The sequence below is a fragment of the Pseudomonas marincola genome (assembly GCF_900116605.1).
In the GTDB taxonomy this organism is placed as follows: Bacteria; Pseudomonadota; Gammaproteobacteria; order Pseudomonadales; family Pseudomonadaceae; genus Aquipseudomonas; species Aquipseudomonas marincola.
The window spans coordinates 222722-236793 of record NZ_FPBC01000005.1 but is presented as its reverse complement, the minus strand read 5'-3'; the positions used below and the strand labels follow the sequence as shown (position 1 = coordinate 236793).

Here is a 14072-nt window from a genome sequence, read left to right as displayed (position 1 = left end):
CTCCTTAGTACGCGGACGCGTTATCGACTTTGAAGTTGTACAACTGGCGGGCCGAGCCGTAGCGTTTAAAGCTCGCCGGATCGACATCGAAGCCAGCCTTGTCGAGCAGCACACGGAGCTCTTCAATGTGCTCGGCGCGCATCTCTTTCTCGATGCAATCGGCGCCAAGTGACTTAACCGAGCCCTTCACGTATATGACCGTCTCGTACAGTGAGTCGCCCAGCGCATCGCCCGCATCGCCACAAACCACCAGACGACCGGCCCGGCCCATGAAGCAACTCATGTGACCAATGTTGCCGCCGACCACAATGTCGACACCTTTCATGGAAATACCGCAACGGGCACCGGCATCGCCTTCAATAACCAGTAAGCCGCCGTGTGCGGTTGCACCCGCTGCCTGCGAAGCGCTGCCTTTGACCCGAACGCTGCCAGACATCATGTTTTCTGCCACGCCAACGCCCACGTTGCCGTGCACCGTGATGTTGGCCTGCTGGTTCATGCCCGCGCAGTAGTAACCTGCATGGCCGTCAATCACGATGTCGAGCGGCTGATTCACGCCGACCGCGAGATTGTGCTTGCCGCCACTGTTGCTCACGCGCCACTCGCGCTCTTCGAGTTGCTTGGCCTGGTCGTGCAATGCCTGATTGAATTCGCGCACGCTGGCGCTGGATAGATCGAATGTTTTCATTGTGTGTGCGCTCCTCAGGCGGACTTGCGTTCCCAGATGTACATGGTGGCCGGCTCCGGCTCCCAGACTTTGGCTTTTTCGATACCTGGCAGACTGGCCAGCGCCTGATACTCGGAAGCCATAGCCACGTAGTCGTCGGTTTCGGCGAGAATGGCCGGCTTGCAGGCCACCGGGTCACGGATCACCGCAAAGCCGTCACGTGTGCCAATGGCGAAGGTGTAGAAACCATCCAGATCTTCCAGCGCGTGATCCAGGGCTTGCTTGAGGTTGTCGCCTTGACGCAAGCGCCAGGTCAGATAACCGGCAGCGACTTCGGTGTCGTTCTCAGTTTCGAACTCAATGCCATGACGGCGCAGTTCCTGACGCAGACGGAAGTGATTCGACAACGAACCGTTATGCACCAGACACAGGTCCATGCCGGTAGAAAACGGATGGCTGCCTTCCATGGTCACCGCACTTTCAGTAGCCATGCGGGTGTGGCCGATGATGTGGCTGCCCTTCATTTTGGCCAGTGAAAAGCGTGATGAAATTTCCTCAGGCAAGCCCATGCCTTTAAGAATTTCGATGCTCTGGCCAACACTCATGATGCGCAGGCCCGGCGCCAACTCGGCGAGTGCAGCGCGCACGGCAGCTTCCGCTGCATTAACCTTGAGCACGGCAGCATTAGCGTTCTGAAACCAGTCGAGCGAGCAACCCAGCGCGCCTTCCAGCGCACCCATCAAGGCTGTCCAGTCAAAATCGCTCGCCGTGCTTTGCAGCGTCAGCTTGATCCAGCCAGCGCCCACTTCATCACCGTAAATGGCGAAACCAGCGCTGTCCGGGCCACGATCAGTCATGGCCTGCAACATGGGTTCGAAGAGCTTACCGAGCTGGGATTCCAGCGCCGGGTTCTTCAAGTACAAGCCTACGATTCCACACATATTGATAACTCCTGAAACCTAAGGGTGTTGGTGTTGCCTGCTCACGGGCAGACAACAAAATCAGAAAAATTCGGTGTAACGCTCGATTTCCCAGTCGCTCACGTGGCGGCTGTATTCGACCCATTCCATGCGCTTGAGCTTGATGAACTCATCCACGATCTCGGGGCCAAGCACTTCACGGAACAGCGGGTCGGCTTCGAGTGCATCGCACGCCTCATTCAGGCTCTGCGGCAAGGTTTCGATGCCGCGTGCGGCAATCTCTTCAAGGCTCAGGCTGTAGAGGTTTTCGTTGCAGGCCTTGCCCGCGTCGAGCTGACGGTCGATGCCATCGAGGCCGGCGGCGATAATCGCGGCGCTGACCAAATAGGGATTGCAGCCGGCGTCCGGCAGGCGGAACTCGATGCGTCCGTACGGGATGCGCAACATGGCTGAGCGGTTGTTGTCGCCATAAGCGATGAACGCCGGCGCCCAGGTCGCCCCTGACAGCGAACGGCCGACAACCAGACGCTTGTAGGAGTTAACGGTTGGCGCTGCGAACGCGCACAACGCCGGGCCATGCGCCAGCAGGCCCGCGAGGAAGTGATAAGCCAGTTTCGACAAGCCCATGCCGCTGGAATCACTGGCGTCATGGAACAGGTTCTTGTTGGTGGCGCTGGCCAGCGACAGGTGAAAGTGCATGCCATTGCCGGCACGCTTCGGGTCTGGCTTGGGCATGAACGAGCAGATCATGCCCAGGTCGTTGGCAATTTCACCGGCAGCCATGCGGAAGAATGTAAAACGGTCAGCCGACTCCAGCGCATCGCTGTAGGTGTAATTGATTTCGAACTGGCCGCAGGCGTCTTCATGGTCGATCTGATAAATATCAAAACCCACCGGCTGCAGCGACTCGGTCAAACGCTCAAGAAACTCGCGTGAGCGTGAGAGGCCTTTATAGTCGTAGCATGGCTTCTCCAGTTTATCGCTGGCGTCCACCGCCTTGAGTTTGCCGTCTGCATCGCGGCGAAACAGGCTGAACTCTGGTTCCAGACCGGTGTTCAGCGACCAGCCGCGATCACTCAGGCGCTGAACTTGCTGCTGCAACACATAGCGACTGTCATAAGGATGCGGTTGACCGTTAACATGCCCCACGCACACGACACGGCCATAACCCGGTTGCCACGGCACAGGAATCAGAGTCGAGAGATCACCACGAGCCATGAAGTCCGGACCGTGTGGCTCCATGCCCATGCCCCAGATGGCGAACCCGGCAAAACCGGCGCCTTCTTCGGCCACGGCTTGCAGACCGCTTACCGGCACTGATTTGGTTTTGGCTGCACCGTGGATGTCTACAAACTGTGCCAGCACATATTTGATACCGTGCTGGTCGATGACTCGCTGGGTTTCGCTAGGCAACATGCTCTGCCTCCTGTGGGGTCTTTGATTTATTCCGCTTAGGAATTTAACTTTCCCCAAAAGAAATGCAAACAGCTTGCCAACCTGTGAAGTAAATAGCGCAAGACCAGTAAAACCGGCGATTGCTACTATTCAGATAAGAAAAATGTTTTCATATGCGGAATATCTTAGTATTCCAAAGAAACAAACCGCACATTACTAGTGCGAATTTTTTATTCCTGTACTTAAAAGGTGCAAGAGAACATGCGCAACACTGACGAATCCCATCCGCGTTTGAAGCTTGAACAATATCTGGGCATGCAGATCCGCCGGCAGCGCCAGGCTCAGGAACTCAAGATTGCCGACGTGGCACGCATCGCCAACATCAGTCAGGGCATGTTGAGCAAGATAGAGAACGCCCAGGTATCTACCAGCCTGGAAACCCTCAGCCGCCTGTGCGATGTACTCGGCATGCCCATGTCGAAACTGTTCAGCCAGTATGACCAGCAAGGCAGCGGTGCGCTGCTGGTCAAAGGCGATGAGGGTCTTGAGGTGGTGCGCCGCGGCACCGAGAAAGGCCACACTTATCACCTGCTCAACCACACCCGCGGCCCGAAGAAGACCTTCGAGGCGTATATGGTGACCATGGATGATGCCAGCGAAGAATTCCCGACGTTCTCGCACCCGGGCACAGAATTTTTGCACTTGCTTGAAGGTGAACTGGTTTACCGCCACGGTGATCAGCTCTACACCATGACGCCAGGCGATAGCCTGACCTTTGATGGCGAAGTTCCGCATGGCCCGGAAAAACTGGTGACTGTGCCCATTCGCCTGCTGTCGATCATGAACTACGGCAAGGAATAATCCGCCGGGGTGTTCGCCCCCTGCTACCTGACTGCTGCCAATCTACTGCGCCGGCCCCGAGCTTACGGGGCCTGTTCAGCGCGCCATGCGCCTGCTCTCCCGTCTCGTTTATAGCCGCCTCTGGCCAGCCTGCAGACCTTTAATACCCTGGCAACACTCAGACGTTTGATACCCGCAAGACTCGCCGCGATCAGATCAGCATCCCGCCATATCCACCCGCAATCAGCGACGTCGCGATCCTCACCGGCGCATCGCCCCGCCATGCCCATTATTGTTCCTGCCAAGCCACCGCCGAGGGGCCATTTCGCGCGACTGATTATTTCGGGCACGCGTTTGGCATCGCTTCTGCAACACCTTGCCTGACTGCTGAGTAAAGGCCTGACCCGCTGACGCTTTATGCGCTTGTGAACCTGCGAAGCATCATGTCTGGCCGCCTTTATAAATATTCCTGACAGGACAAAATATTTCCTAATAGGTATAGACAGGCAAGCTTCATTCGCTTATAAAAATCCCCACAAGAATTATATATTCCTTTCGGTTAATTTTATTCGCGGATGAATTTCTCTTTTGCCAGCGAGAAAACCGCCCAGGCTTTTAGCGAGGACTCCATGCACCAAGCCCCGAATCAATACATCATCAAAGTCAGTTGCCCGGCTACCTCGGGCATTGTTTCTGCGGTCAGTACCTTTCTGGCCGATCAACAGTGCTACATCAGCGAGATGGCGCAATTTGACGACGAGTTCAGCGGGCGCTTCTTCATGCGCGCGGTGTTTCGCTTCAACGCGGGCGTGCAAGGTGACATCAAGGAAGTCGAGCAAGGTTTTCTGCAGGTGGCAGCGGGCTTTGACATGGACTGGGAACTGCACAGCAGCGTAACCCCCATGCGCGTATTGCTGATGGTGAGCAAGTACGACCATTGCCTGTCCGACCTGCTGTATCGCTTCCAGAAAGGTGAGATGCACATGCATATCACCGCTGTGGTTTCCAACCATCTGGATCTGCGCCCGATGGCCGAGCGCATGGGCATTCGCTTTATTTACTTGCCGGTGAGCAAAGACACCAAAGCACAACAAGAGGCCGAGTTGCTGCGCATCATCGAGGAAACCGGTACCGAGTTGGTGGTGCTTGCCCGTTACATGCAAATCCTCTCGGATGAGCTGTGCCAGAAACTCTCCGGCCGCGCCATCAACATCCACCACTCGTTTCTGCCTGGCTTCAAAGGCGCTAAACCCTATCACCAGGCCTATGACCGCGGCGTGAAGCTGATCGGTGCAACGGCTCACTACGTTACCGGTGATCTCGACGAAGGCCCGATTATCGAGCAGGAAATTCAGCGCGTTGATCACAGTTACCTGCCGGATGATCTGGTGGCGACCGGCCGCGACACCGAAACCGTGGCGCTGTCAAAAGCGGTCAAGTACCACATCGAACACCGTGTGTTCCTCAACCACGACAAAACGGTGATTTTCAGATGAACAACCCAGTTCACGGCGACCTGATAGACGGCAAAGCCATTTCGGCGCTGGTGCTCAGTGAAGTGGGCGCGGCTGTTTCAGCATTACGCGCACAGGGAGTACACCCCGCACTCGCAGTAGTGCTGGTCGGCGACGATCCGGCCAGCCACGTTTATGTGCGCAATAAGGTGCTGCGTGCCGAGGAAACCGGTATCCGCTCGATCGAGCACCGTCTGCCAGCCGAAACCACACAAAGTGTGTTGCTCGATTTAATCGGCCAACTGAACGCCGACCCAGCTATCAACGGCATTCTGGTGCAGTTGCCGTTGCCAGCACATATCGATGAGACCCGCGTGCTCGAAGCCATCAATCCGGCCAAGGATGTCGATGGTTTTCACAGCAGCAACGTCGGTGGTCTGAGCCAGGGCCGCGCAGTACTCACACCGTGCACGCCGGCAGGTTGCATGCGCCTGCTTGAGCAAACCTGCGGCACGCTCGCCGGCAAGCACGCGGTGGTGATTGGTCGCTCGAACATCGTCGGCAAACCCATGGCCGCGCTGCTGCTGCAAGCCGACTGCACGGTGACCGTGGTGCATTCGCGAAGCATCGATGCGCCTGCACTGTGCCGCCAAGCCGACATCGTGATTGCCGCTGTCGGTCGCCCACGGATGATCAATGCCCGCTGGCTCAAACCTAGCGCTGTGGTGATCGATGTCGGCATCAACCGCATTGAGGAAGACGGCAAGTCACGATTGGTCGGTGATGTCGATTTTGCCAGTGCATTACCCCTGGTTTCAGCCATCACCCCAGTGCCCGGCGGTGTTGGCCCCATGACGATTGCCATGCTGATGAGCAATACCGTCAGCGCTGCACGTCAGCAACACATCAGCCATACGCAAGCGGTGTCCGCTATGGAGCAAGCATGCCTTACAACCTCCTGAAATACGGGCTTTCCTCGGACTATCCGATAGAAGCCGACCTGCCGCCTCCCCGTGAACTCAAGTCCAGTTACGACGTGGTGATTATTGGCGGTGGCGGCCACGGCCTGGCAACTGCCTATTACCTGGCCAAGTACCACGGTGTAACCAATGTTGCTGTGCTTGAAAAGTCCTACCTGGGCAGTGGCAATACGGCGCGTAACACCGCGGTGATCCGCTCCAACTACCTGACGTCGGAAGGCGTTCGCTTCTATGCCGAGTCGGTAAAGTTGTTCCAGAATCTGTCCAACGAGTTCGACTTCAACATCATGTATTCCGAGCGCGGTCAGTTAACCCTGGCTCACACGGATGCAACCGTGCGCGCGTTCCGCCAGCGCGCCGAAGTGAACAAGCATTTCGGTGGCCGTACCGAAATGATCGACCGCCAGCAGATCCGCGAGCTGGTCCCAAGCCTCAACCTTGACCCCGGCCATTTGCCGGTTATTGCCGGGCTCTGGCATATCGACGGTGCCACCGCTCGCCACGACGCAGTGGCCTGGGGATATGCCAAGCAGGCGGCCAAGCTGGGTGTCGAGATTCACCAGCTCACCGAGGTTGAGGATCTGCAAGTCGAGCACGGCAAAATTGTCGCGGTGAAGACCAATCGCGGCACCGTCAAATGTGGTTGCGCGGTACAAGCGGTGGCCGGTCACAGCTCACTGATGATGGCCAAGGCCGGAATCAAGGCACCCATTCACAGTTACCCGCTGCAAGCGATGGTGACTCAGCCTTTCAAACCATTCCTCGACCCGCTGGTAAGTTCCAGCGCCCTGCACTGCTACGTTCAGCAAACCAGCCGTGGCGAAATGGTCTTTGGCGGCGGCTCTGATCCCTACCCGCTGTACAACACCCGCTCGACCCTGGAGCTGAAAGAGAGCCTGTTGGCGCATGCCATCGAGATGTTCCCTTTCCTGGCCAACGCCCGTTTGATGCGCCAATGGGCCGGCATTACCGACATGACGCCCGACTACAGCCCGATCATGGGTTTATCGCCGGTCGAAAACTATTACCTCGACGCTGGCTGGGGGACCTGGGGCTTCAAGGCCACGCCGATCTGCGGCAAGACCATGGCTGAGCTGGTGGCAAGTGGCGGCAAGACTCCCGATCTGATCAAACCGTTTGCACTGGACCGCTTCTCGACCTTCCAGCAGGTCAACGAGATGGGCGCGACAGCGGCCAGCCACTAAGGAACATCCGATGAAAATCATGCCCTGCCCGTTGAACGGCCCGCGCAATATCAGCGAATTCACCTACGGCGGCGAACTTAAAGCCATGCCCGATCCCAGCCACTGCAGCGATGCCGAATGGGCCGCTTATGTGTTCAACAGCGACAACCTCGCCGGGGTCGTTACAGAGTGGTGGATGCATAACGCCTCAAGCTACTGGTTTCTGGCCGAGCGCCATACGGTGAGCGACGAAATTATCCGCACCTTTGATCCGCAAGAACTGTTCAAGCAGCGTGTCGACTTTGCTGTACCGGCCAAAGTTGAGGAGGCCACCGTATGACGTCTTTCAACCGCCTGCCCGCGCCAATGGGTTTACTGATCAACCGCAATCAACCGCTTGATTTCGAGTTCGACGGTAAGTCTTACCAAGGTTTTATGGGCGACAGCATCGCCAGCGCCCTCGTCGCCAATGGCCGTTGGTTGCTCTCGCGCTCATTCAAATACCATCGCCCGCGCGGCCCGTTGACCATGGCCGGCCAAGACGCCAACAGCCTGGTGCAATTACCGGACGAACCGAATGTGCTGGCAGACATGCACCCGCTCAGCCATGGCCTTAACGTTACGGGTCAGAATTATTCCGGCTCGCTGGATAAAGACCGCGACGCAGTGCTTGGCCACTTCTCGAAATTTATGCCGGTGGGTTTTTACTACCGTTCGTTCTACAAGCCAAAAGGTATGTGGAAGGTCTGGGAGCCGCTGATTCGCAAGAAAGCCGGCCTCGGTGTGCTCGACCTGAATTTCCAGCCGCAATACCACGACAAGGCCTTTCTGTTCACCGATATAACCGTGGTCGGCGCGGGCCCCGCTGGCCTGCAGGCAGCGCTTAGCGCAGCCAACGCCGGCGCCAAGGTCCTGCTGGTTGAACAGCAACCCTTGCTCGGCGGCTCACTGATATGGGCGCGCTTCGATGTAGAAGGCAATCAGACCCAGCAAGCTGGTATGGAGTTGATCAAGGCGGTCGAGCAGCACGCCAATATTCGTATTCTCACCCAGGCGACCTGCAATGCGTGGTTCACCGATAACTTCCTGCCCGTGATTCAGGGCAATCGCCTGTACAAGGTGCGCACCAAGGAGTGCATCGTCGCAGCCGGTGCATTTGATCAGCCGGTGGTATTTCGCAACAACGACCTGCCCGGCATCATGCTCACCAGCGCCGCCCAGCGGCTGATGAAACTCTATGCGGTCAAGCCTGGCAATCGTGCAGTTGTATTAACCGGCAATGACGACGGCTACCTCGCCGCACTCGACCTGCATGAGCAAGGCGTGACTGTCGCAGCGCTGGTCGACATGCGCCCACAACCAGACAACGGCGCGCTGGTCACCGCCTTGCAAAGTCGCGGCATCAACTGCCAACTGGCGAGCACGGTGTATGAAGCCCTGCATGGGAAAGGCATGCGCCATATCAGCGGCGTCGATGTGCGCCGCATAACCGGCCAGGGCCTGGTGGGTAAGGAGGCGCAGCACATCGACTGTGATTTGTTGTGCATGTCCGCCGGCTACATGCCTGTATATCAACTGCTCTGCCAGGCTGGCGGCAAGCTCAGCTACAGCGACAAGGACGCCGCATTTGCCCTCACCGGCCTGCCAGAAAACCTTGGCGTGGCCGGTTCGGTTAATGGCCATCACCGCCTTGAGAACGTTTTTGCCGACGCACGTAAAGCCGCCGCTGCCGCACTGAGCCGTCTTGGCTTGCAAGCCGAGCTGGCCGGTACAGCATTGCTCGAAGAGCCGCGCGTTAACTTTGAGTGGCCGATTTTTGCCCACCCGAAAGGCAAGGAGTTCGTCGATTTTGACGAAGACCTGCAAGTGCGCGACATCATCAACGCGACCCGCTACGGCTACCGCGACGTGCAACTGGTAAAACGCTTCTCGACCGTGGGCATGGGGCCGTCGCAAGGCCGCCATTCTGCCCTGCCAACGGCGCGTTTGGTGGCGCAGGCCACCGGTCGCAGCGTCAGCGAAACCGGCGTTACCACCGCACGCCCGCCGTTTGTGGCTGAGAAGCTGGCGCATGTTGCCGGACGTGGCTTTGATCCCGCCAGACAAACACCCATGCATCAACGCCACCTGGAAGCAGGCGCGAAGATGATGCCCGCAGGTATCTGGCAGCGCCCGGCGTATTACGGCAGCAGCGCCGAGCGCGACGCCTGCATGCAAGCCGAGGCCCGCCATGTACGTGAGAAAGTCGGCTTGATCGACGTCTCCACCCTCGGCGGTCTTGATGTGCGCGGCCCGGATGCTGCCGAACTGCTCAACCGCATCTACACCTTCGCCTTCCTCAAGCAGCCCGTGGGGCGTTCACGCTACGCCCTGATGACGGCAGAAGATGGCGTGGTGATTGACGACGGGGTTTGCGCGCGCTTCAGCGAAAACCACTTTTACGTGTCGGCCACCACCAGCGGCGTCGACCGTATCTACCAGCAAATGCTCAAGTGGAACGCCCAATGGCGTCTCAACGTGGACATCACCAACGTGACCGCGGCGCTGGCTGCCGTCAATCTGGCAGGCCCGGATTCGCGCAAAGTCCTGGAAAAACTCTGCACCGACGTAGATCTTTGCGCAGAAGGCTTCCCGTATCTGGGCGTACGCCTGGGCACTGTGGCAGGCATTCCGGCGCGCTTGCTGCGAGTCGGTTTCGTGGGCGAGCTTGGCTATGAAATGCACGTACCGGCGCGCTACGGCGAAGCCTTGTGGGACGCCTTGATGGAGGCCGGCAAAGCATTCGACATTCGCCCGTTTGGCGTCGAAACCCAGCGCCTGCTGCGCCTTGAAAAAGGCCACGTAATTATCAGCCAGGACACTGACGGCATGACCCATCCGGGTGAAATCGACATGAGTTGGGCAGTAGCTCGCAGCAAGCCGTTTTTCGTTGGCAAGCGATCGGTCGAAATCCTCGCGGCGCAACCGCTCAAGCGCAAGTTGGTGGGCTTCACCCTGCCCGCCACTTCCAGCAAACCTTTGGAAGGCCATCTGGTTCTCAAGGGCGCAGATATCAGCGGTAACGTCACCTCGTGCGAGTACTCGCAAACACTTGGGCAGATCATTGGCCTGGCTTACTGTGCAGCCGATCAGGCCACGCCGGGCGCGCAGATTCCTATCCGCGTGGAAGGCGCAGAAATGGTTCACGCCACGGTGGTCAAATTGCCGTTCTACGATCCAGAAACCTTGCGGCAGGAGCTTTGAACATGGCCTCACTACAAGCCCGTAACTTCAATCAGCGCAGCCCGCTGGCGCATCGTCATGTCGGCGCAACACTCGGCCCGATGGGCGACAGCGTAATCGTTGCCCGTTACGGGCAGCACGACGAAAAAGCCCAGTTGCAGCGCTGTGCCCTGCTCGACCTGAGCAATCTGCCGCGCGTGGGTTTTCGCGGCGCACACACGGCTGAATACCTGCGCCAACGTGGCTACCAACTGCCTGCCCAGCCCAATCAGGCCGTGGTGCAGGCGGATGGCAGCCGTGTAGCGCGGCTCTCGCAGAATGAATATCTGCTGCTCGGCAGCCTGTTGGATGGCGGCAGCCGCATCGCACTTGAGGAGGCGCAATGGCAATACGACGACACGCCGAACTACCTGCTGCCGCGACAGGACAGCCACGCCTGGTTGCTGCTGACGGGCGAGCACATCAGCGAAGTCATGGCCAAGCTGTGCGGCGTCGACCTCAGCGCGCAAGCCTTCCCGCCAGGCTCTGTGGCACAAACCTCGGCAGCGCGGATCAACGTGATCGTGATCAATCTGGCCGAGGGCGACTTGCCAGCCTTGCAGATTCTCTGCGACCGCGCCTCGGCTGACTATTTCTGGGACGCGCTGCTGGATGCAATGGCCGAGTTCGCCGGCGCGCCAGCCGGCATCGACGAACTGCTGTAACCCCCGGATGCGCCCTGCTTACTCAGGGCGCATTAACTCCTCTATCTCTCGGCAAGGGAGCCTGCAATGACCACCGGCGAACAACTCGAGCGCGACACCGATTACAGGGTCCCGGCGCTCCAACGCGGCTTGAGCATTTTGCAAATGTTTGGCGCGGCGCAGCGCACGCTGAGCATGAACGACATCGCCGAAAATCTGGGAGTCAGCGTCTCCGCTGTCTACCGAATCGTGCACACACTGTGTGAGATGGATTATCTGCGCAAGCTCGGCAAAAACAGCTACGAACTGGGCCCGCAAGTCGTCAGCGACGGCTTCAGTTACCTGACCAGCCGCGATCTGGTCGATGTCAGCTTGCCGTACTTAAATGCCCTGCGTGATCGCACCTCGTTATCGTGTCACTTGTCGATTCGCGAACAGACCGACAGCCTGTATCTGTACCGCGCATTTGCAGCTCAACGGCTATCAGTCAACATCCCGATTGGCACACGCATTCCCTGCCACTGCACGGCCATGGGCCGCATGTTGCTGACCGGATTGGATGCCAGCGAACTGAACAACCTGTATCAACATGCACGGCTGGACGACTATCCACCTCCCGCCCCGAAAACCCTGCCCGAGTTGCGCCAACTGGTCGAAGGCGACCGTGAGCGTGGCTGGGTCCTGCATCGCTCAGACTACTCCACAGCCATTGCCTGCGCGGTGTACAACCACCTTGGCGCCGTAGTCGCCGCCATCAATCTGTCTGGCCCGGAAGCGGTGATGGATAACGACAACGCACTGCAGAGCTACCTCGAAGCCCTCCAGCAATGCGCCCGCGAAATATCCCGAGAACTGGGCGCCAGCGCGCGGCATGGCGTCGCCTCAAATTATCGGTAGCGGCTGCTGGTGGCTTGCTTCGACTGACTCAGAAACCCCCAATAGCAGCCCTCATGTGCCGGCCCAGGCTTGGCACGGCCTTCTCGTTTACGCTGCTGAAACACAGGCTTCGGGCTTAGGTAGCATTTCAGTTTTTGCGCGAGGGAAAAAACAAAGCCGCTGACAATCTCGCGTCAGCGGCTTTGGGGTTTGCATAGCCCGTCTGAATCAGGTGCGACTTTCAGTCGCCAGTGCTTTGATAAAACCGAGCATTAACAGCAGCATGATAAACATGAACGGTAGCCCCATCGCTACGGCACCTGCCTGAATCCCTTTCAGCGCTGTGTCGCCACCAATCACGAACAACGTAATGGTGACCAGCGCCACCAGCAGGAGCCAGAGCACGCGTTGGCCTGCATGCGTATTGGGTTCTCCGCCGGCGGCCAGGTTATCAACGACCAATGCACCAGAGTCCATTGAAGTCACCATGAAGATCACCAAAAGCACAACCACCAGCCCCGAGGTGATTGCAGACATGGGCAGCACTTCCAGAAACTGGAACAACGCCATGTTGATATCGCTAAGGCCAGCCACCAACGTTCCTTCACCAGCAGCAATCTGATTGATCGAGCCGAGACCAAACGCCGCGAACCAGAAAATGCTCGCCACAGTTGGGAACAGCATTGCCGCGCAAACCAATTGTCGCAGGGTACGGCCTCGGGAAACCCGAGCGACGAATACGCCAACAATCGGTCCCCATGTGCACCACCAAGCCCAATAAAACACGGTCCAGCCCTGGAACCAGTCCTGATCAGGACGATCAATCCAGTTACTTAATGGCAGAAAATATTCGGCGTAGTCGACAGCCGTGGTCGCAACCGAACTGAAGAAGCTGCCCGCGCCCACCGCGACGGCAACCACCACAAACAATGCCAACGCCAGGAGCATGTTGATGTTGCTTAACAGCTTCACCCCGGAGTGCATGCCGCGCCACAAGGAAAAACCAGCGAGGCCCGTCACGGTTAAAATGAACATCAATTGGAAGGTAAACGAGTTGGCAATGCCCAGTACATGGGTAATACCCGCAGTTGCTTGCATGGCGCCCAAGCCCAGGGATGTCGCCAGACCAAACACCGTCAGTACCACGGTAAAAATATCGACGATCTGACCCGGCAAACCCTTATAAGCATCCCCGATGAGCGGTTTCAGCCCAGAGCTAAGGGAAAATGGCATGCCTTTGTTAAACGCGAAATAACCGATTACCAAGGCGCTGGTAAGATAAATCGCCCACGGGTGAAATCCCCAGTGAAACATGGTGGCGCCCATTGCGGCGTGAGCTGCCTCCGGTGTTTCTTTGAGTACATTCAAGGGCGTTTTCCACCACTCGGTATACTGCGCTACAGGTTCGGCAACGCCCCAGTAAAGCAGCCCGACGCCCATGCCAGCGGCAAACATCATGGAGAACCAGGAAAGCACGCTGAATTCAGGTTTGGCATCCTTGCCGCCCAGACGAATTTTTCCGTACGGAGACACTGCAATTCCGGCGCAGAACAGTACCGCCAGATTGCCCATGATCATGATGAACCCATCGCAGTTTTTCAGAATCCAACCTTTCGTGGCTTCCAGCGTCTGACCAAACGCAACCGGGTCGTATAGGGCTGCCAATATGAGTGACAACACGATGAAGAAGGACACGGGAAAGATTACCCGGTGGAAATTCAACCCCATGAACTGAATGTTCAAGGCCGGCGGTTGAGCAGCGTCTACAGCAATGTCTTTCATAACGGGGGCCTCGCTATTGTTTTTGTATTTAAGTCAATTCTGGAGCGTGTTTCGTCGCCGCGAAATCAC

Annotated in this window: 12 protein-coding genes; 8 read left to right on the top strand and 4 right to left on the bottom strand. The window is 57.8% G+C overall.

Going from position 1 to position 14072, the window contains the following annotated elements:
- Nucleotides 1–4: 4 nt before the first annotated feature.
- From BM395_RS10590 to glnT, 3 genes are read right to left on the bottom strand one after another with little or no spacing between them, the layout of a single operon-like run.
- Nucleotides 5–688 (bottom strand): GltB/FmdC/FwdC-like GXGXG domain-containing protein, encoded by a 684-nt coding sequence (locus BM395_RS10590; protein WP_090511549.1) that lies wholly within the window; start codon nucleotides 686–688, stop codon nucleotides 5–7.
- Nucleotides 689–702: 14 nt separating this feature from the next.
- On the bottom strand, nucleotides 703–1608 hold the full coding sequence (locus BM395_RS10585; RefSeq protein ID WP_090511548.1) for a class II glutamine amidotransferase: 906 nt from the start codon (nucleotides 1606–1608) through the stop codon (nucleotides 703–705).
- A 60-nt stretch (nucleotides 1609–1668) separates the two neighbouring features.
- Nucleotides 1669–3003 carry a type III glutamate--ammonia ligase gene (gene glnT, locus BM395_RS10580; protein WP_090511545.1) on the bottom strand — a complete coding sequence of 445 codons (1335 nt, stop codon included), beginning with the start codon at nucleotides 3001–3003 and terminating at the stop codon, nucleotides 1669–1671.
- Between the two features lie 240 nt (nucleotides 3004–3243).
- Here glnT and BM395_RS10575 point away from each other — a divergent pair, with 240 nt between their 5' ends.
- From BM395_RS10575 to BM395_RS10535, 8 genes are all read left to right on the top strand, one after another.
- The gene (locus tag BM395_RS10575; protein ID WP_090511543.1) at nucleotides 3244–3843 is read left to right on the top strand and encodes a helix-turn-helix domain-containing protein; all 600 of its coding nucleotides are present in this window, start codon (nucleotides 3244–3246) and stop codon (nucleotides 3841–3843) included.
- A 608-nt stretch (nucleotides 3844–4451) separates the two neighbouring features.
- On the top strand, nucleotides 4452–5318 hold the full coding sequence (purU, locus tag BM395_RS10565) for a formyltetrahydrofolate deformylase (RefSeq protein WP_090511783.1): 867 nt from the start codon (nucleotides 4452–4454) through the stop codon (nucleotides 5316–5318).
- The gene (gene folD, locus BM395_RS10560) at nucleotides 5315–6238 is read left to right on the top strand and encodes a bifunctional methylenetetrahydrofolate dehydrogenase/methenyltetrahydrofolate cyclohydrolase FolD (RefSeq protein ID WP_090511538.1); all 924 of its coding nucleotides are present in this window, start codon (nucleotides 5315–5317) and stop codon (nucleotides 6236–6238) included. Before purU ends, folD begins: the two co-directional genes overlap by 4 nt.
- Nucleotides 6220–7461, top strand: coding sequence for an FAD-dependent oxidoreductase (locus BM395_RS10555; RefSeq protein ID WP_090511535.1), 1242 nt, complete (start codon nucleotides 6220–6222; stop codon nucleotides 7459–7461). The genes folD and BM395_RS10555 overlap by 19 nt, the downstream gene beginning before the upstream one ends.
- Nucleotides 7462–7471: 10 nt before the next feature.
- Entirely contained in the window at nucleotides 7472–7780 is a 309-nt protein-coding gene (locus BM395_RS10550) for a sarcosine oxidase subunit delta (protein ID WP_090511533.1), read from the top strand.
- Nucleotides 7777–10683 (top strand): 2Fe-2S iron-sulfur cluster-binding protein, encoded by a 2907-nt coding sequence (locus BM395_RS10545; RefSeq protein WP_090511530.1) that lies wholly within the window; start codon nucleotides 7777–7779, stop codon nucleotides 10681–10683. Before BM395_RS10550 ends, BM395_RS10545 begins: the two co-directional genes overlap by 4 nt.
- Before the next feature lie 80 nt (nucleotides 10684–10763).
- Nucleotides 10764–11366 (top strand): sarcosine oxidase subunit gamma, encoded by a 603-nt coding sequence (locus BM395_RS10540; RefSeq protein WP_483153951.1) that lies wholly within the window; start codon nucleotides 10764–10766, stop codon nucleotides 11364–11366.
- Between the two features lie 66 nt (nucleotides 11367–11432).
- Complete coding sequence (locus tag BM395_RS10535; protein ID WP_090511526.1) at nucleotides 11433–12242, top strand: IclR family transcriptional regulator; 810 nt, start codon at nucleotides 11433–11435, stop codon at nucleotides 12240–12242.
- Nucleotides 12243–12449: 207 nt separating this feature from the next.
- Here BM395_RS10535 and BM395_RS10530 read toward each other — a convergent pair whose 3' ends face one another.
- A complete protein-coding gene (locus BM395_RS10530; protein WP_090511524.1) occupies nucleotides 12450–14003 on the bottom strand; it encodes a BCCT family transporter in 1554 nt (517 codons plus the stop codon).
- Nucleotides 14004–14072 lie beyond the last annotated feature (69 nt).